We start from the raw sequence: 17,592 nt of genomic DNA, 5'->3' as shown, positions 1-17,592 counted from the left end.
GACCCCGGTGCCGACCCGGCGTGCCTACGCTGGGTGACGTGCACCGCCTCTACGACTTTCTCCGCAGGCACCCGACAGGTGTGGACAGCTTCTGGGCTCTCCTGCTCCTCGGGTTCAGCGGCCTGACCGTGGCCGAGGAGGTCGGGGGCCACAGCCACCGGGCCGCGGCAGCCGTCTGCGCGCTGGCCATGTCCGCGGTGGTCGCCCTGCGGCGGCGGTGGCCCGAGAAGATGCTGCTGCTGGCGACGGCGGCCGGGCTGCTCCAGCTGGCGGCGAACGTGGGTCCCAACATCTGGGACTTCGCCATGATGGTGATCATCTATACGGTGGCGTCCGGCAACACCCGCTGGGCATCGCGCTACGCCCTCATCGGCGGTGCGCTGGCCCCCGTGATCGCCTCGACCCGCTGGCCCGACCCGATCGACACCTCGCCGGGCCGGACCGTCGTCACCATCGCCTTCCTGACCGTCCCCTTCCTCCTCGCCTGGGTGCTGGGCGACTCCATCCGCACCCGCCGCGCCTACTGGGCCCAGCTGGAGGAGCGCGCCACCCGCCTGGAGAAGGAGCGCGAGCAGCAGGCGCAGATCGCGGTCACCGCCGAGCGCGCCCGCATCGCCCGCGAACTCCACGACGTCGTCGCGCACAACGTCTCGGTGATGGTGGTCCAGGCCGACGGCGCCGCCTACGTCCTGGACTCCTCGCCCGACCAGGCCAAACAGGCCCTGGAGACGATCTCCGGCACGGGTCGCCAGGCTCTGGCCGAGATGCGGCGGCTGCTCGGCGTCCTGCGCACGGACGACAGCGCCGAGACCGGCGAGTACGTCCCCCAGCCCGACGTCGAGCAGATCGGCGAACTGGTGGAGCAGGTGCGCGGCGCGGGCCTGTCGGTCGACTTCCGGGTCGAGGGCTCACCGCGCCCGCTGCCCAGCGGCGTGGAGCTGACCGCCTACCGCATCGTCCAGGAAGCGCTGACCAACACCCGCAAGCACGGCGGCCCCGACGCGGGCGCCAGCGTGCGGCTCACCTACTTCGACGACGGGCTGGGCCTGCTCGTCGAGGACGACGGCCGGGGCGCGCAGCACGAGCTCTACGAATCGGGCGGCGCGGACGGCATGGGGCACGGCCTGATCGGGATGCGCGAGCGCGTCGGCATGGTCGGGGGCACGCTGGACGCGGGGCCCCGGCCGGGCGGCGGCTTCCGCATCAGCGTCCTGCTGCCGGCCAGGTCGGGCCGCTGAACGACTCCGTAGGCTGATCACGCCGCTCACTCCGACCCGCTCACCCCGACCGTCCCCGCCCGCTCCCTTCACCTGTCTTGAGAGGACCCCCATGTCCATCCGCGTGATGCTCGTCGACGACCAGGTGCTGCTGCGCACCGGCTTCCGCATGGTGCTGGCGGCCCAGCCCGACATGGAGGTCGTCGCCGAGGCCGGGGACGGCCAGGAGGCGCTGGAGGTGCTGGCCGGCACGGAGGTGGACGTGGTCCTGATGGACGTGCGCATGCCCCGGCTGGACGGCGTGGAGGCGACCCGCCGCATCTGCGCCCAGGACGACCCGCCGAAGGTGCTCATCCTGACCACCTTCGACCTCGACGAGTACGCCTTCTCGGCGCTCAAGGTCGGCGCCAGCGGATTCATGCTCAAGGACGTGCCGCCCGCCGAGCTGCTGGGCGCCATCCGGGCCGTCCACAGCGGCGACGCGGTGGTCGCCCCCAGCACCACCCGCCGGCTGCTGGACCGCTTCACCCCCATGCTGCCCAGCACCGCCGAGGAGCCCCCCAGCGCGGAGATCGGCCGGCTGACCGAGCGCGAGCGCGAGGTGATGCTGCTGGTGGCCCAGGGCCTGTCCAACGGCGAGATCGCGGCCCGGCTGGTGCTGTCGGAGGCGACGGTGAAGACCCACGTGGGCCGGATCCTCACCAAGCTGGGGCTGCGCGACCGGGTGCAGGTCGTGGTGCTGGCGTACGAGAGCGGTCTGGTGCGGGCCGGCGGGGGCGGCGGCGCGGCGCAGTAGCGCCCGGTTCAGCGCAGGACGCCCTCCAGGAAGTCGCTGCCCAGCCGGGCCACCACGGTCAGGTCCAGCTGATGGAGCACGTACCGCCCGCGCCGCCGGGTGGTGATCAGCCCGGCCTTCTTCAGCACCGTGATGTGGCGGGAGACCTCGGGGGAGCTGATGTCGAGGGAGGTGGCCAGCTCGCCCGTGCTGAAGGCGGCCCGGGCGAGATAGCGGCACATCCGCATCCGCATCGGGTGGGAGAGGGCCTCCAGTCTCAGCTGGAGCAGCTCCAGCGAGCCCGGGCCGGGCACCTCGGGCGCCGCCACCGGATAGTGGATCACCGGGCGCCAGCCGGGCGCGTGCAGCACCCACAGGTGAGGCCAGCCGAACGAGGACGGCACCAGGGTGACGCCCGCGGCGATCTCGGGGTCGAGCGCGGAGGTGCGGCCGCTGCCGAGCTTGTCGACGACGATGCGGGACCCGTCGTCCGTGAGCGTGATCGCCGAGGAGACCTCGGCCAGCGCCTCGGCCAGGCCCTTGCGGCGCAGCAGCTCCGTCTTGTGCCGGGCGTCGGCGGCCAGCTGGATCCGCACCCGCTGCCAGACGTCGTCGAAGAACGCCTCCGCGCAGTCCTCGAACAGGCGGCGCAGCCAGGCGCGGACCGCCGGCGGGTCCTCCAGCAGCCGCTTGGCGAAGTCCAGCTGCCGGGGGCCGCGGGCGGTGGCCCGCTCCAGGGCGTACTCACGGGCCCGGGCGTCGCGCAGCGGCGACGTCTTCTCCGTGTAGTACCGGGAGCAGGAGATCTCCAGGGCGGCGTGGGCGAACATGTCGTCGTCCATGCGGTCGAGGAGGTCCAGGTCCTCGGCGAGGGTGTCGCCCGGCAGGCCGTTGCCGTCCGCCAGCGCCGCGAACGGCATGTTGATGTCGGAGAACGTCGAGGCCCACAGGAAGTCCGCCTCGCACAGCCGGTCGGCGAGGTCCGGCTTGAGCGCCGCGTTGGTCGCGGTCGTCCAGCCGTGGAGGCCCGGGTGGTGCCCCGGCTCGGCGAGGGCGTGCAGCGCCGTGCACAGCTCGGCGAGGGGCGAGGGGCGGAACACCACCCGCTCGGGCGGCAGTCCCGCGATGTCGATCATGACGCTCATGGGCTCATCGTGCCTCTCTTCCGTGCCGACCGGCCGTGGATTGACGTTCCTCGTCAATCCACGAGCCGAAACCGGCGACCGCTCGCACCGTAGAAGACATGGACGCCACACAGCAGCATCTGCTCGACCTCTACCGTTCCTCCCAGCAGCACGTCCCCGCGCCGCCCGCTCCCGGGACCGGCGAATGGCGCCTCGTCCGCTCGCTCCGCACCCGGTGGGCCTTCCGGGCCGTCGTCGACGAGCGCGTCGCGGCCCGGCGGGCCCGCTGGGCCGCTCTCTTCCGCCGCCCCCGCCCGGCCCTCCCGCCGATGCCGGCCGCTGTCCGACCCGCCGCCCCCGTCAGGCCCGCGGCCCCTGCCGCCTCCGCGGCCCCTGCCGCCTCCGCCGCCCCCGCCGGCTCAGGCCGTGACGTCCAGCCGGTCCAGCAGTGCGCCGGCCGCCTCCCGGACGTCGGCGGCCGTCCAGGACAGTGCTGAGGCGGCGACCGTCACCTCGGTGACGGACAGCCCGGGCACCGGGCCGTCCGACCAGCGGCCGCCGAACAGCGTCGTCCGCGTCTCCTCCGCGAGCCGCACCCCCGCCCCGGTCAGCGCGTCCGCGGCGTAGGGGAGCCACACCTGGAACTCGTGGGTGTGCGGCACCTCCGGGTGCACCCGGAACCACGGCACCCCCGCCGCGCGGAACCCCTCCCGCAGCGCCTCGGCGACGACCTTCGCATGGGCCACGTACTCCGGCAGCCGGGGCAGCTCCCGCTCCAGCCCGGCCAGGGCCGTCAGCGCCGCCGGCCACTGCTGGAAGACGTTCCCGCCGTAGCGGTGCCGCCAGGCCCGCGCCTCCTCGATCAGCGTCGCAGGGCCGGCCAGCGCGGCCCCCGATATGCCGCCCAGCGACTTGTAGAAGGACACGTACACCGAGTCGGCCAGCGCGGCGATCTCCGCCAGGCCGACCCCGAGGTGCGTGGCGCACTCCCACAGCCGCGCCCCGTCGAAGTGGACCACCGCCTCCCGCTCGCGCGCGGCCTCCACCACCTCGACCAGCTCGTCCCACGTCGGCAGCAGGAAGCCCGGCTCGCGCAGCGGCAGCTCCAGCGCGAGCGTGCCGAACGGCTCCGCCAGCTCGCGCACCTCCGCCGCCGTCGGCGGCCGGGGCTCGTCGGTGACGTGCACCCCGCGCAACCCGCCGACCCGGGCGTACGCGCCGCGCTCGGATCTCTCCAGGTGCGACAGCGGATGCAGGGCCACCACATCGCCGCCCGTCCGCCCGGCCCAGCAGCGCAGCGCCACCTGCTGGGCCATCGTGCCCGTGGGGAAGAACGCGGCCGCCTCCATCCCGAGCAGCTCCGCGACCCGCTCCTCCAGGCGGCCGATCACGCTGGCGCCGTCGCCGTACACGTCCGGCCACTCGTCCATGTCGTACAGCCCGGGGGCGGCCTCGGTCAGCCCTCTCAGGAGCTCGCCCAGGGACGCTCCCGTCCGGGCGCCCGAGAGCACCCGCTCGGAGCCGCGCACCGCCGCGACCCTGCGCGCCAGGTCCACGCCCCCGCCGCCGGTGCCCGCGGCCCCGGCGCCTTCACCGGCCCCGCCGGTGCCCATGTCCTCATCGCTCATGGGCCGAGCATGCCGCACCCGCCGCCCGGCCGCGCCGGGTCATCCACAGGGCCGGTGTGCGGTCCGATCATCGGAGATCCGATCATCGGAGAAGCGCTCGACGGCTGGGGACGGCCGGGGAGGGGTGGGCGCGCCTCGCGTAGCATGACAAGGGAATCGTCCGGTACCCCCGCGGACTGGAACGGAAGGCATCCCGCCGCGTGAACGCACACCTCTCGCCCGAGCATGCGAGCCCCCAGGACCGCCCCGCCCGGCTCACCGTCGGCGTCGTCGGGGCAGGCCGGGTGGGCCCCGCCCTCGCGGCCTCCCTCCAGCTCGCCGGACACCGCCCGGTCGCCGTCTCGGGCGTCTCCGAGGCCTCCCTGCGACGCGCCGCCGCCATGCTGCCCGACGTGCCGGTCATGGCCCCCGCCGACGTCCTCGCGCACGCCGAGCTGGTGCTGCTGACCGTGCCCGACGACGCCCTGCCCGGCCTGGTCGCGGGCCTCGCCGAGACCGGCGCCGTCCGCCCCGGCCAGCTGCTCGTCCACACCTCCGGCCGGCACGGCACCGCCGTGCTCGACCCCGCCACCCGCGTCGGCGCCCTGCCGCTCGCCCTCCACCCCGCCATGACGTTCACCGGCACCCCGGTCGACGTCCAGCGCCTGGCCGGCTGCTCCTTCGGCGTCACCGCGCCCGACGAGCTGCGGCTGGCCGCCGAGGCGCTGGTCATCGAGATGGGCGGCGAGCCCGAGTGGATCGAGGAGAGCTCGCGCCCGCTCTACCACGCGGCCCTCGCCATCGGCGCCAACCACCTCGTCACCCTCGTCGCCCAGAGCATGGACCTGCTGCGCACCGCCGGGGTCGAGCACCCCGCCCGGATGCTCGGCCCGCTCCTGGGCGCAGCCCTCGACAACGCCCTGCGCAGCGGCGACGCGGCCCTGACCGGCCCCGTCGCACGCGGCGACGCGGGCACCGTCGCGGCGCACGTCGCCGAGCTGCGCGCGCACGCCCCCCAGGCCGTCGCCGGATATCTGGCCATGGCCCGTACGACCGCGGACCGCGCCCTCGCGCACGGCCTGCTCAAGCCGGAACTGGCGGAGGACCTGCTCGGCGTCCTCGCGGACGGAGGCAATCAGTGACCATCCAGCTCACCCGCACGGCCGAGGAGCTCCGCGCCCTGCCGCGCACCGGCCGCCGCGCCGTGGTGATGACCATGGGCGCCCTCCACGAGGGGCACGCCACCCTGGTCCGCACCGCCCGCGAGCTGGCCGGGCCGGAGGGCCAGGTCGTCGTCACGGTCTTCGTCAATCCGCTGCAGTTCGGCGCGGGCGAGGACCTGGACCGCTATCCGCGCACCCTCGACGCCGATGTGGAGATCGCCCGGGAGGCGGGCGCCGACGTCGTCTTCGCCCCCGCCGTCGACGAGGTCTACCCCGGTGGGGAGCCGCAGGTCCGGGTGAGCGCCGGCCCCATGGGCGAGCGGCTGGAGGGCGCCTTCCGCCCCGGCCACTTCGACGGCGTGCTCACCGTCGTCGCCAAGCTGCTCCACCTCACCGGCCCCGACCTGGCGCTGTTCGGCCGGAAGGACGCCCAGCAGCTGGCCATGATCCGCCGCATGGCGCGCGACCTGAACTTCCCGGTGGAGATCGTCGGCGTGCCCACGGTCCGCGAGGCCGACGGGCTGGCGCTCTCCAGCCGCAACCGCTATCTCTCCGAAGCCGACCGCGCCACCGCGCTCGAGCTCTCCCGCGCCCTGCTCGCCGCGCACAATGTGGTGGAGCTCGGCCCCGCCGCCGTCCGCCACGCCGCCCACGTCGTGCTGCACGAGGCGGCCGGCATGACCCCGCCCGCCGAGCTGGACTACCTGGCCCTCGTCGACCCGGCGGACTTCACCGAGGTGTCCGACGACCACACCGGACCGGCCGTGCTCGCCGTCGCCGCCCGGGTCGGCTCCACCCGCCTGATCGACAACATCCACCTGGAATTCGAGGCCCCCGGAGCGGACCGATGACCGGTATACGCCTGCACGCCCCCCGTCCCGGCTGGGCGGTCGACGCCGATGTCGTCGTCATCGGCTCCGGCGTCGCGGGGCTGACCGTGGCGCTGCGCTGCGCCGCGGCCGGCCGCAAGGTCACCGTGGTGACCAAGGCGCTCCTGGACGACGGCTCCACCCGCTGGGCCCAGGGCGGCATCGCGGCCGCCCTCGGCGAGGGCGACACCCCCGCCCAGCACCTGGACGACACCCTGGTCGCCGGGGCCGGCCTGTGCGACGAGGAGGCCGTACGGACCCTGGTCACCGAGGGCCCCGACGCCGTCCGCCGGCTGATCGCCGCCGGCGCCCGCTTCGACACCGACGCCGACTCGGGCGAGATCCTGCTGACCCGCGAGGGCGGCCACCACCGCAACCGCATCGCCCACGCGGGCGGCGACGCCACCGGCGCCGAGATATCCCGCGCCCTGGTCGACGCCGTGCGCGCGGCCGGCATCGAGACGATCGAGCACGCCCTCGTGCTGGACCTGCTCAAGGACGCCGAGGGCCGCGCGGCCGGCGTCTCGCTGCACGTCATGGGCGAGGGCCAGCACGACGGCGTCGGCTCGGTGCGGGCCGGAGCCGTGGTCCTGGCCACCGGCGGCATGGGCCAGGTGTTCTCCGCGACCACCAACCCCCCGGTCTCCACCGGCGACGGCGTGGCGCTGGCCCTGCGCGCCGGTGCCGAGGTCTCCGACCTGGAGTTCGTCCAGTTCCACCCGACGGTGCTGTGGCTGGGCCCCGACGCCGAGGGCCAGCAGCCGCTGGTGTCCGAGGCGGTGCGCGGCGAGGGCGCCCATCTGGTGGACGCCGACGGCCACCGCTTCATGGTCGGCGCCCACGAGCTGGCCGAGCTCGCCCCGCGCGACATCGTCGCCAAGGGCATCATGCGGCGCATGCGCGAGCGCGGTGCCGAGCACATGTACCTGGACGCCCGCCACTTCGGCGCCGCCATGTGGGAGCGCCGCTTCCCGACCATCCTGGCCGCCTGCCGGGCGCACGGCATCGACCCGGTCACCGAGCCGATCCCGGTCGCCCCCGCCGCGCACTACGCCTCCGGCGGCGTCCGTACGGACCTGCGCGGCCGCACCACCATCGAGGGCCTCTACGCCTGCGGCGAGGTCGCCTGCACGGGTGTCCACGGCGCGAACCGGCTGGCGTCGAATTCGCTGCTGGAGGGCCTGGTCTTCGCCGAGCGCATCGCCGCGGACATCGTCGGCGGGGTGCGGCGGGCGGGCGAGCCCGTCGCCGCCGCGGCCACGATGCCGCTGCTCGCCCCGGAGACCCGCAGGGCCGTCCAGCGCGTCATGACGCTGGGCGCCGGCGTCCTGCGCTCCCGCCACAGCCTCGAGGAGGCCGCCGCCGAGCTGGCCCGCCTCCAGGACGCCGTCGCGGAGAAGGAGGCCGTGCCCGGCACGGACTCCTGGGAGGCCACCAACCTCCTGCTCGTGGCCCAGGTGCTCGTCGCCGGCGCGCTGCGCCGGGAGGAGACCCGCGGCTGCCACTGGCGCGAGGACCGCCCCCAGCGCGACGATGCGGCCTGGCGCCGGCATCTGCTCGTGACCCTGCGCCCGGACCGTACCCTTACGGTTTCCGCCACGGAAGCGGCCGGCTTCCCGCCCCTGGCCCCGGCCTCCACAGCACCCGCAGCCCCCGCAGCACCCGAGGAGAACGCGTGAGCACCAACGACGACCGTCCGCTGCACCAGATCGAGCGGGCAGGCCAGGAGCCGGCGGCGCCGGCGGCCGGCGGCTGCGGTGACGCCTGCGGCTGCGCCGGCGGGGAGTACGACGCGGAGGCCTACGAGTGCGGGCTCGACCCCGAGCTCGTCCGCCTGATCGTCGCGGCCGGGCTGGACCCGCTGCAGATCGAGGACATCGCGCACCTGGCCATCGAGGAGGACCTCGACGGCGGCAAGGACATCACCACCTTCGCGACCGTCCCCGAGGACGCGGTGGCCACCGGCGACTTCACCGCCCGCGAGGACGGCACGGTCGCCGGCCTGCGCGTCGCCGAGGCCATCCTCTCGGTGGCCTGCACCGACGAGTTCGAGGTCGAGCGGCACGTCGAGGACGGCGACCGGGTGACGGCCGGCCAGAAGCTGCTCACGGTCCGCACCCGCACCACCGACCTGCTCACCGCCGAGCGCAGCATGCTCAACATCCTGTGCCACCTCTCCGGCATCGCCACGGCCACCCGCGCCTGGGCCGACGTCCTGGAGGGCACCGGCACCGCGGTCCGCGACACCCGCAAGACCACGGTCGGGCTGCGCGCCCTGGAGAAGTACGCGGTCCGCTGCGGCGGCGGCGTGAACCACCGGATGTCGCTGTCCGACGCCGCGCTGGTGAAGGACAACCACGTGATCGCCGCGGGCGGCGTGGCCGAGGCGTTCAAGGCCGTGCGCCAGGAGTTCCCCGAGGTGCCGATCGAGGTCGAGGTCGACCGCGTCGACCAGATCCCGCCGGTGCTCGCCGAGGGAGCCGACCTGATCATGCTGGACAACTTCACCCCCGAGCGGACGCGTGAGGCCGTCGAGCTGGTCGCGGGCCGCGCCAAGCTGGAGTCCTCGGGCCGGCTGACGCTGGCCAACGCCCGTGCCTACGCGGACACCGGCGTCGACTACCTGGCCGTCGGCGCCCTCACCCACTCCTCCCCGATCCTCGACATCGGGCTGGACCTGCGGGAGGAGAACCACTGATGCTGCTCACCATCGATGTCGGCAACACCCAGACCGTCCTCGGCCTCTTCGACGGCGAGGACATCGTCGAGCACTGGCGCATCTCCACCGACCCCCGGCGCACCGCGGACGAACTCGCGGTCCTGCTCCAGGGGCTGATGGGCCGCCATCCGCTGCTCGGCGACGAGCTGGGCGACGGCATCGATGGCATCTGCATCTGCTCGACGGTCCCCTCCGTGCTCCACGAGATGCGCGAGGTGACCCGCCGCTACTACGGCGACGTGCCCGCCATCCTGGTCGAGCCGGGCGTGAAGACCGGTGTGCCGATCCTCATGGACCAGCCCAAGGAGGTCGGCGCCGACCGCATCATCAACGCGGTCGCCGCCGTCGAGCTCTACGGCGGCCCGTGCGTCGTCGTCGACTTCGGCACGGCGACGACGTTCGACGCGGTCAGCGCGCGCGGCGAGTACGTCGGTGGCGTCATCGCCCCCGGCATCGAGATCTCCACGGAGGCGCTGGGCGTCCGGGGCGCCCAGCTCCGCAAGATCGAGCTCGCCCGCCCGCGCAGCGTCATCGGCAAGAACACCGTCGAGGCCATGCAGTCCGGCATCCTCTACGGCTTCGCGGGCCAGGTCGACGGCGTCGTCACCCGCATGGCCCGCGAGCTGGCGGACGACCCCGACGACGTCACCGTCATCGCGACGGGCGGCCTGGCGCCGCTGGTGCTGGGCGAGGCGAGCGTCATCGACGAGCACGAGCCGTGGCTGACCCTGATCGGCCTCCGGCTGGTCTACGAGCGGAACATCGCCCGGGGCTGATCCCACGGGCCCGGGGGCGTGGGCCTGACAACGCGTCACGAACCCCCGAAAACGCGTCACCCGCCCCCGCCGGCGGGCCGGTCGAGGCAACCAACCGGTGCCCAGGACTGTCCTGAGTGCTGTCAGGCGGAATTGGGCACCGATGGGCTGGGGCGTGGGCACCGTGAAGCGATCACTACGGCTGGCGGCGGCTGCCGCCCTCGCGGCGGGGGCGGCGGCCCTGACGCCGGCCGCCGTGGCCCACGCCGCCGCGTCGGCCCCGCGGCGCGCCGACTACCAGGCGATAGCCCACCCCGTCACGGGCCGCGTGGGCGAGACGGTGGACGTCGAGGTGGGCGTGCGCAAGGCCGGCCCCGGGCGGACGCTGGACGACCGGGCGTACGAGGTCACGGCCCCGGAGGGCACCACGATCGTCTCGGCCGCCGCCTGCACCCCGCGCGGCGGGGACACCCGTACGTACCTCTGCGCGCTGGGGGCCTTCCCCGCGGACGACCGCGAGACGCTGAGCTTCCAGGTCCGCATCGACGAGAAGGTCGAGGGGGCCGAGGGCCTGGTCCGGGTCGTCGACCGCGACGAGGACCCCGATCCGGACCCCGACCCGGACAACGACACCGCGCCGATCCCGGTCGAGGTGAAGGACCCCGGCGCCGCCCCGCGGTCCCGGCCGGCCACCGACCGGGGCACCTCGGGCACCCTGCTGATCGCCACCACCTCCGGCACCGCCCTCTCCGCCGGCGCCATCGCCCTGGGCGTCGCCCGCCGCCGGGACCACTGAGCCGCCGCCGGGAGCCCTGAAGCCGGGACCACTGAGGAGCCCTGTCGTCGGGACCTCTGACATGCCACGCCCGAGATGGTGTGCTAAGCGAATTTTGTCCACTTAGCACTTACAGTCGGCCCATGCCCACGCCCTATGGATCCCGCGGCGGCATGGCGTTCAGCGCGGACGAGCTGCGCGTCCTGCGCCGTGCCCTCGACATCGCACTCCGCCCCCACTCCGCCCGCACCCGGCCCGCGCCCGAACGGGACGCGGAGGTGCGGGACTGTCTCCGGCTCTCGGAGGCCATGACCGAGGCCGCCCACGAGGGAGCCCGGGTCCGCGCCTTCCTCCGCGCCGACCTCGACCGCTACCGCGCCGCCCTGCCGGGCGCCGCCCCCGGATATCTGCGGCGGCTGCGGGAGGCCCTCGCGGACGGTCACGAGCCCGCCGCCGAGGACCTCACGGCCTTGCGCGCGCTCCGCGCGGCCCCCTGTGGCACGGCGGAGACCGCCCGCCGCGAGGCCCTGCTGCGGCGCTGCGAGCGGCTCGCCGAGCACGCCGTACGGGTCCGGCCGGCGGCCCGCGTCGTGCCCGCCGTACCGGGCGCCCGGCCCCGGCCCGGACGGCTTCCCGCCGCCCCCGCGGCGGGGCCCCCGGACCGGAAGCCCGTGGAGCGGCCCGCGCGGCCGGACGAGCGGGGCACGGAACGGACGCCGCCGCCGGCCCCGGCGCCCAAGGCGCCCCGTCCGGAGAGGCCCATCCCGACGCCCGGCGAGGTCTTCCCGCCCCGCCGCAAGCCCGCCCCGCCGACGGGGAGCGTCACCCGCCCGGCCTGACCCCCGCCGGCCCGGCCGCCTGCCCGACTCGCCCCGTTCGCCCCGGCCCGACCCGGCCGGTCCGGTGGACGGGGCGGGCGCGTAATCTGGTCGGGTCGCTCAGCACGTAATCGCGCAGACCCCGATCCAGAAGGAGCCGACGGCCATGGACTATGTCGCCGCGCTGGTCCCGCCCGTGGTGATGGCGGTGGCTTTCACCGCACTGGTTGTGACGATCATCAAGAGCCAGGGTGGTGCGAACAAGGCGAAGGAAGACGCCATCGTCGACGCCGCACTGGCCCGCGCCGAGGCCGCCCAGCAGACGCCCAAGGGCACCGCGGCCTGATCCGCGGCCCGATCCACCGGGCGCCGGCCCGCACCGGGGCGCACGAGCCGAGAGCGAATTCTCGGACCGTGCGCCCTTTTTTGGTCGGCGGATTGCCGCCCCGATAAACCGGCATTCGAGACATCTCCCACTATTATTCGCGTGTGGTTCGACGCCTGGGTGATCTGGAAGACGCCGTGATGACGCGCGTGTGGGAGTGGAACCGGCCGGTCACCGTTCGAGAAGTGCTGGAAGACCTTCAGCAGGAACGGTCCATCGCCTACACCACCGTGATGACCGTAATGGACAACCTGTATCAGAAGGGCTGGCTGCGCCGGGAAGCCGAAGGCCGCGCCTATCGATATGAAGCGGTCTCCAACCGGGCCGCCTACTCGGCCGCACTGATGAACGAAGCCTGGTCGCTCAGCGACAACCCCGCCGCCGCTCTCGTGGCCTTCTTCGGCATGATGTCGGCCGAACAACGCGAAGCCCTCCGCGACGCCATCCGCGTCGCGCAACTCGACGGGCCCGACGAGCCCCCCGCCCCGCCGGGGCGATAGCGTCCGGGCATGCCCGCTCTCACTGAAATCGTCACCGTCCGCAGGGCCCGCACCAGCGATGTCCCCGCGCTGCGCCGCCTCATCAACGCGTACGCGCGCGACCGCATCCTGCTCGACAAAGCCACGGTGACGCTTTACGAGGACATCCAGGAGTTCTGGGTCGCCGAGCGGGACGAGGACGGTACGGTCATCGGGTGCGGGGCGCTCCACGTGATGTGGGAAGACCTCGCGGAGGTGCGCACTCTGGCCGTCGACCCGGATGTCCGCGGCGGCGGAGTCGGCCACCTGCTCCTGGACAAGCTGCTGCGCACGGCCGGCTGGCTGGGGGTGCGGCGCATTTTCTGCCTCACCTTCGAAGTCGACTTCTTCACGAAGCACGGCTTCGTCGAGATCGGCGAGACCCCGGTGGACGGTGATGTGTACAGCGAGCTGCTGCGTTCCTATGACGAGGGCGTTGCCGAGTTCCTCGGTCTCGAACGAGTGAAGCCGAACACCCTTGGCAACAGCCGGATGCTTCTGCATCTGTGAAGCGCGGTCCCTATGTCCGAATCGCGCCCCTATCGTGCAGGCCCGGAAGCCATCGTTCCCATGCCGAAGGCGGACTGAACCTTCCCGGGGGGTTTGTGTTTTTCCGGGAAAGGCGGTTTGCTATTCCTTCGTAATCCCTTTTACGCTGATGAAAGGAATCCCCCGTGGCGCAGAAGGTTCAGGTCCTTCTTGTCGACGACATGGACGGCGGCGAGGCCGACGAGACCGTCACGTTCGCGCTGGACGGCAAGTCCTACGAGATCGACCTCACCACGGCCAACGCGGACAAGCTCCGTGAGGCGCTCGCGGACTACGTGAAGGCCGCCCGCCGCACCGGTGGCCGCGCCTCGGCCGCCCGGGGCAAGGCGCGCACGAGCGCCGCCGCCGGCAGCCCGGACACCGCGAAGATCCGCGCCTGGGCCAAGGAGAACGGCTACAACGTCAACGACCGCGGTCGTGTCCCCGCCGAGATCCGCGAGGCGTACGAGAAGGCCAACGCCTGATCTCCGTGTGATCACCCGGCGGCTGGTCCCTGCGCGCCCCGGCGGCGCGCAGCAGCCGGTTCCGGTGGCACTCCGTGGCCGCCGCGCTCACCAGCCGGACGAGATCGGGGGCACCGCCGTCGCTCCCGAGGCCCGTCACCGGCAGGGCCGGCTCCACCCGGCCCCCGGGCTCGGGAGGCCGCACCCACACGGCCGCCGCGGCCCCCTGGGGCCCGTACGGCCACCCGGGCGCGCGGCCGGTCCCGCAGGGCGCCGGAGCCACCAGGCGGCCGCCCGGCCCCAGCGCGTCGAGCTCCAGGGCGATCCCGCCCCATTCCAGCCACGCGAGCAGCCCCGGCAGCTCGTCGGCGGTGCCCACGGCGGTCAGGAACCACATCGTCCGGGTTCGGGTGTCCAGGGCGACGGGCCCGGTCGCGGGCACCTGCCCGAGGACGGCGAACCCGGCCTCCGCGGGCATGCCCAGGGCGTCGAAGCGGACGCCCGTGACCAGCTCCACGGGCCGGCCGTCCCCGGTCGGCCAGGTGGGCCAGCCCAGGACGCACTCGTACCACTGCCGGAGCCTGCGCCGGCCGTGCGCCCCGGCCCCCGCGGCCGAGGCGGGCGGCGGGACCACGGCCGGGCCCATGGCCGGCTCCGCGGGTGAGCCCCCCGGGGGGCGGCCCGGGCACGGGAGAGCTACCGTCATGAACGGTGCAACTGTGGAAGACCCAAGAGGTTACGCTGAGTGGATACTTGGGCACGCTCCGTACAGGAATTCCGGGGCGCACAGGGGCTCCGGGCGACGCGAGGGTGTTCGCCCGTAGCGGATGGGGACGACCCGCGCGGCATGGGGCATCAGCCTCCGCGGGTAGGACTTCCCTCGTGGGAAGAGGCTGTACAGCGGGGCCCGGGCGGCCTGCCGGGGGCGGCGACGGGACCGCGGGCGGGCGTGTCGGCCCAGCCGGGCGTTCGCCATGGGCGTAGTGGTGGTGGGCGTATATGCCTGGCCTGCGGGAACATCGTCTCCCACCATCGGGTTGGAGGAGATGTCGGCTGTTCGGCAGCAGGTTTCCCCGCCGGCGCGGGGGTGATCCGGACGGGTGTCGGCAGTTGGAATGAGCTGTCCCGCCCAGCGGGACTAGCATGCGGAAGGACAGGGAGGGGACCGACCCCTAACTGCCTGACCGCTCTGAGGAGCGATTAACGATGTTCGAGAGGTTCACCGACCGTGCGCGGCGGGTTGTCGTCCTGGCTCAGGAAGAAGCCCGGATGCTCAACCACAACTACATCGGCACCGAGCACATCCTCCTGGGCCTGATCCACGAGGGTGAGGGTGTCGCCGCTAAGGCCCTGGAGAGCCTCGGGATTTCGCTCGAGGCGGTCCGCCAGCAGGTGGAGGAGATCATCGGCCAGGGCCAGCAGGCCCCGTCCGGCCACATCCCCTTCACCCCCCGTGCCAAGAAGGTCCTGGAGCTGTCGCTCCGCGAGGCCCTCCAGCTCGGCCACAACTACATCGGCACCGAGCACATCCTGCTCGGCCTGATCCGCGAGGGCGAGGGCGTCGCCGCCCAGGTCCTCGTGAAGCTGGGCGCCGACCTCAACCGGGTGCGGCAGCAGGTCATCCAGCTGCTCTCCGGCTACCAGGGCAAGGAGGCCGCCACCGCCGGCGGCCCGGCCGAGGGCACCCCCTCGACCTCGCTCGTCCTGGACCAGTTCGGCCGCAACCTGACGCAGGCCGCCCGCGAATCCAAGCTCGACCCGGTCATCGGGCGCGAGAAGGAGATCGAGCGGGTCATGCAGGTGCTGTCCCGCCGTACGAAGAACAACCCGGTCCTCATCGGCGAGCCCGGCGTCGGCAAGACCGCCGTCGTCGAGGGCCTGGCGCAGGCCATCGTCAAGGGCGAGGTGCCCGAGACCCTCAAGGACAAGCACCTCTACACCCTCGACCTGGGCGCGCTGGTCGCCGGCTCCCGCTACCGCGGTGACTTCGAGGAGCGCCTGAAGAAGGTGCTCAAGGAGATCCGCACCCGCGGCGACATCATCCTGTTCATCGACGAGCTCCACACCCTGGTCGGCGCGGGCGCCGCCGAGGGCGCGATCGACGCCGCCAGCATCCTCAAGCCGATGCTGGCCCGCGGCGAGCTGCAGACCATCGGTGCCACCACGCTCGACGAGTACCGCAAGCACCTGGAGAAGGACGCCGCCCTCGAGCGCCGCTTCCAGCCCATCCAGGTCGCCGAGCCGTCGCTGCCGCACACCATCGAGATCCTCAAGGGTCTGCGCGACCGCTACGAGGCCCACCACCGCGTCTCCATCACGGACGAGGCGCTGGTCCAGGCCGCCACGCTCGCCGACCGCTACATCTCCGACCGCTTCCTGCCGGACAAGGCGATCGACCTGATCGACGAGGCCGGCTCCCGGATGCGCATCCGCCGGATGACCGCGCCGCCGGACCTCCGCGAGTTCGACGAGAAGATCGCCGACGTGCGCCGGGAGAAGGAGTCCGCGATCGACTCGCAGGACTTCGAGAAGGCCGCCTCCCTCCGCGACAAGGAGAAGCAGCTCCTGGCCGCCAAGGCCAAGCGGGAGAAGGAGTGGAAGGCCGGCGACATGGACGTCGTCGCCGAGGTCGACGGCGAGCTGATCGCCGAGGTCCTGGCCACGGCCACGGGCATCCCGGTCTTCAAGCTCACCGAGGAGGAGTCCTCCCGCCTGCTGCGCATGGAGGACGAGCTGCACAAGCGCGTCATCGGCCAGAAGGACGCCATCAAGGCGCTCTCCCAGGCGATCCGGCGCACCCGTGCGGGCCTCAAGGACCCCAAGCGTCCGGGTGGATCGTTCATCTTCGCCGGCCCCTCGGGTGTCGGTAAGACGGAGCTGTCCAAGACGCTCGCCGAATTCCTCTTCGGCGACGAGGACGCGCTGATCTCCCTCGACATGTCGGAGTTCAGCGAGAAGCACACCGTCTCGCGTCTGTTCGGCTCCCCGCCCGGCTACGTCGGTTACGAGGAGGGCGGCCAGCTCACCGAGAAGGTGCGCCGCAAGCCGTTCTCCGTGGTCCTCTTCGACGAGGTCGAGAAGGCCCACCCGGACATCTTCAACTCGCTGCTGCAGATCCTGGAGGACGGTCGCCTGACCGACTCCCAGGGCCGCGTGGTCGACTTCAAGAACACCGTCATCATCATGACGACGAACCTCGGCACCCGGGACATCTCCAAGGGCTTCAACCTGGGCTTCGCCGCCCAGGGCGACGTCAAGACCGGGTACGAGCGGATGAAGGCGAAGGTCAACGAGGAGCTCAAGCAGCACTTCCGGCCCGAGTTCCTCAACCGTGTCGACGACACGGTGGTCTTCCACCAGCTGTCGCAGGAAGACATCATCCAGATCGTCGACCTGATGATCGCCAAGGTGGACGAGCGCCTCAAGGACCGCGACATGGGCATCGAGCTCAGCGCGGACGCCAAGATGCTGCTGGCGAAGAAGGGCTACGACCCGATCCTGGGCGCCCGCCCGCTGCGCCGCACCATTCAGCGCGAGATCGAGGACATCCTGTCCGAGAAGATCCTCTTCGGCGAGCTCCGTCCGGGCCACATCGTGGTCGTCGGCACGGAGGGCGAGGGCGAGGAGAAGAAGTTCACCTTCCGCGGCGAGGAGAAGTCCGCCCTGCCGGACACCCCGCCGGTGGAGTCCGCGACGGGCGGGGCCGGGCCCAACCTGTCGAAGGACGCGTAACACGTAGGGACACAGGGGCGTGGGGGGGGGGGGGGGGGGGGGGGGGGGGGGGGGGGGGGGGGTTTTTTTTTTTTTTTTTTTTTTTTTTTTTTTTTTTTTTTTTTTTTTTTTTTTTTTTTTTTGGGTTTCTTGTTTGGGTTTTT

The 17,592-nt window shown here is 72.9% G+C and carries 18 protein-coding genes; 15 read left to right on the top strand and 3 right to left on the bottom strand.

Annotation, left to right across the window (positions count from 1 at the left end):
* Positions 1–38: 38 nt before the first annotated feature.
* Both AC07BS_RS13700 and AC07BS_RS13695 read left to right on the top strand, forming a co-directional pair.
* Positions 39–1,238 carry a sensor histidine kinase gene (locus AC07BS_RS13700; RefSeq protein WP_478645853.1) on the top strand — a complete coding sequence of 400 codons (1,200 nt, stop codon included), beginning with the start codon at positions 39–41 and terminating at the stop codon, positions 1,236–1,238.
* A gap of 91 nt (positions 1,239–1,329) precedes the next feature.
* The gene (locus AC07BS_RS13695) at positions 1,330–2,013 is read left to right on the top strand and encodes a response regulator (protein WP_478645856.1); all 684 of its coding nucleotides are present in this window, start codon (positions 1,330–1,332) and stop codon (positions 2,011–2,013) included.
* A gap of 8 nt (positions 2,014–2,021) precedes the next feature.
* On the opposite strand, the gene AC07BS_RS13690 is transcribed toward AC07BS_RS13695, so the two are convergent.
* Complete coding sequence (locus tag AC07BS_RS13690; RefSeq protein WP_478645859.1) at positions 2,022–3,137, bottom strand: DUF5937 family protein; 1,116 nt, start codon at positions 3,135–3,137, stop codon at positions 2,022–2,024.
* A gap of 98 nt (positions 3,138–3,235) precedes the next feature.
* Between AC07BS_RS13690 and AC07BS_RS13685 the strand changes: the two genes are divergently transcribed.
* Entirely contained in the window at positions 3,236–3,613 is a 378-nt protein-coding gene (locus tag AC07BS_RS13685) for a hypothetical protein (protein WP_478932149.1), read from the top strand.
* Here AC07BS_RS13685 and AC07BS_RS13680 read toward each other — a convergent pair.
* Positions 3,536–4,744, bottom strand: coding sequence for a threonine aldolase family protein (locus tag AC07BS_RS13680; RefSeq protein WP_478645864.1), 1,209 nt, complete (start codon positions 4,742–4,744; stop codon positions 3,536–3,538). The genes AC07BS_RS13685 and AC07BS_RS13680 overlap by 78 nt on opposite strands.
* Before the next feature lie 200 nt (positions 4,745–4,944).
* Between AC07BS_RS13680 and AC07BS_RS13675 the strand changes: the two genes are divergently transcribed.
* From AC07BS_RS13675 to AC07BS_RS13625, 11 genes are all read left to right on the top strand, one after another.
* Positions 4,945–5,865, top strand: a complete 921-nt coding sequence (locus AC07BS_RS13675; protein ID WP_478645866.1) for a Rossmann-like and DUF2520 domain-containing protein — start codon at positions 4,945–4,947, stop codon at positions 5,863–5,865.
* A complete protein-coding gene (panC, locus tag AC07BS_RS13670) occupies positions 5,862–6,737 on the top strand; it encodes a pantoate--beta-alanine ligase (RefSeq protein WP_478645869.1) in 876 nt (291 codons plus the stop codon). Before AC07BS_RS13675 ends, panC begins: the two co-directional genes overlap by 4 nt.
* On the top strand, positions 6,734–8,434 hold the full coding sequence (locus tag AC07BS_RS13665; protein WP_478645872.1) for an L-aspartate oxidase: 1,701 nt from the start codon (positions 6,734–6,736) through the stop codon (positions 8,432–8,434). The genes panC and AC07BS_RS13665 overlap by 4 nt, the downstream gene beginning before the upstream one ends.
* Positions 8,431–9,453, top strand: a complete 1,023-nt coding sequence (gene nadC / locus AC07BS_RS13660) for a carboxylating nicotinate-nucleotide diphosphorylase (protein WP_478645874.1) — start codon at positions 8,431–8,433, stop codon at positions 9,451–9,453. The genes AC07BS_RS13665 and nadC overlap by 4 nt, the downstream gene beginning before the upstream one ends.
* Entirely contained in the window at positions 9,453–10,250 is a 798-nt protein-coding gene (locus AC07BS_RS13655) for a type III pantothenate kinase (RefSeq protein WP_478645877.1), read from the top strand. Before nadC ends, AC07BS_RS13655 begins: the two co-directional genes overlap by 1 nt.
* A 163-nt stretch (positions 10,251–10,413) precedes the next feature.
* Positions 10,414–11,025, top strand: a complete 612-nt coding sequence (locus AC07BS_RS13650; protein WP_478645879.1) for a hypothetical protein — start codon at positions 10,414–10,416, stop codon at positions 11,023–11,025.
* Between the two features lie 122 nt (positions 11,026–11,147).
* Positions 11,148–11,843: a hypothetical protein gene (locus AC07BS_RS13645; RefSeq protein WP_478645882.1), complete on the top strand. Its 696-nt coding sequence runs from the start codon at positions 11,148–11,150 to the stop codon at positions 11,841–11,843.
* 145 nt (positions 11,844–11,988) lie between these two features.
* A complete protein-coding gene (locus tag AC07BS_RS13640) occupies positions 11,989–12,168 on the top strand; it encodes a hypothetical protein (RefSeq protein ID WP_478645884.1) in 180 nt (59 codons plus the stop codon).
* Positions 12,169–12,311: 143 nt separating this feature from the next.
* The gene (locus AC07BS_RS13635; RefSeq protein ID WP_478645885.1) at positions 12,312–12,707 is read left to right on the top strand and encodes a BlaI/MecI/CopY family transcriptional regulator; all 396 of its coding nucleotides are present in this window, start codon (positions 12,312–12,314) and stop codon (positions 12,705–12,707) included.
* Positions 12,708–12,716: 9 nt separating this feature from the next.
* Entirely contained in the window at positions 12,717–13,235 is a 519-nt protein-coding gene (locus AC07BS_RS13630; protein WP_478645886.1) for an amino-acid N-acetyltransferase, read from the top strand.
* A 164-nt stretch (positions 13,236–13,399) separates the two neighbouring features.
* Complete coding sequence (locus AC07BS_RS13625) at positions 13,400–13,738, top strand: histone-like nucleoid-structuring protein Lsr2 (RefSeq protein WP_478645887.1); 339 nt, start codon at positions 13,400–13,402, stop codon at positions 13,736–13,738.
* Here the strand turns inward: AC07BS_RS13625 and AC07BS_RS13620 are convergent.
* A complete protein-coding gene (locus AC07BS_RS13620; protein WP_478932144.1) occupies positions 13,677–14,363 on the bottom strand; it encodes an SCO3374 family protein in 687 nt (228 codons plus the stop codon). The two genes, AC07BS_RS13625 and AC07BS_RS13620, sit on opposite strands and share 62 nt — an antisense overlap.
* 560 nt (positions 14,364–14,923) lie before the next feature.
* Here AC07BS_RS13620 and AC07BS_RS13615 point away from each other — a divergent pair.
* Entirely contained in the window at positions 14,924–17,449 is a 2,526-nt protein-coding gene (locus AC07BS_RS13615; protein WP_478645890.1) for an ATP-dependent Clp protease ATP-binding subunit, read from the top strand.
* Positions 17,450–17,592: the final 143 nt, after the last annotated feature.

The organism is Streptomyces sp. NPDC044063 (assembly GCF_056434285.1).
Note: the sequence above shows the minus strand (reverse complement) of the source record. Positions and strands in the feature narration are given on the sequence as shown.

Coding starts and splice junctions, on each gene's coding strand:
- AC07BS_RS13695 (WP_478645856.1), top strand. CDS start 1,330: ATGTCCATCCGCGTGATGCTCGTCGACGACCAGGTGCTGCTGCGCACC.
- AC07BS_RS13690 (WP_478645859.1), bottom strand. CDS start 3,137: ATGAGCGTCATGATCGACATCGCGGGACTGCCGCCCGAGCGGGTGGTG.
- AC07BS_RS13685 (WP_478932149.1), top strand. CDS start 3,236: ATGGACGCCACACAGCAGCATCTGCTCGACCTCTACCGTTCCTCCCAG.
- AC07BS_RS13680 (WP_478645864.1), bottom strand. CDS start 4,744: ATGAGCGATGAGGACATGGGCACCGGCGGGGCCGGTGAAGGCGCCGGG.
- AC07BS_RS13665 (WP_478645872.1), top strand. CDS start 6,734: ATGACCGGTATACGCCTGCACGCCCCCCGTCCCGGCTGGGCGGTCGAC.
- AC07BS_RS13655 (WP_478645877.1), top strand. CDS start 9,453: ATGCTGCTCACCATCGATGTCGGCAACACCCAGACCGTCCTCGGCCTC.
- AC07BS_RS13645 (WP_478645882.1), top strand. CDS start 11,148: ATGCCCACGCCCTATGGATCCCGCGGCGGCATGGCGTTCAGCGCGGAC.
- AC07BS_RS13640 (WP_478645884.1), top strand. CDS start 11,989: ATGGACTATGTCGCCGCGCTGGTCCCGCCCGTGGTGATGGCGGTGGCT.
- AC07BS_RS13630 (WP_478645886.1), top strand. CDS start 12,717: ATGCCCGCTCTCACTGAAATCGTCACCGTCCGCAGGGCCCGCACCAGC.
- AC07BS_RS13620 (WP_478932144.1), bottom strand. CDS start 14,363: ATGGGCCCGGCCGTGGTCCCGCCGCCCGCCTCGGCCGCGGGGGCCGGG.
- AC07BS_RS13615 (WP_478645890.1), top strand. CDS start 14,924: ATGTTCGAGAGGTTCACCGACCGTGCGCGGCGGGTTGTCGTCCTGGCT.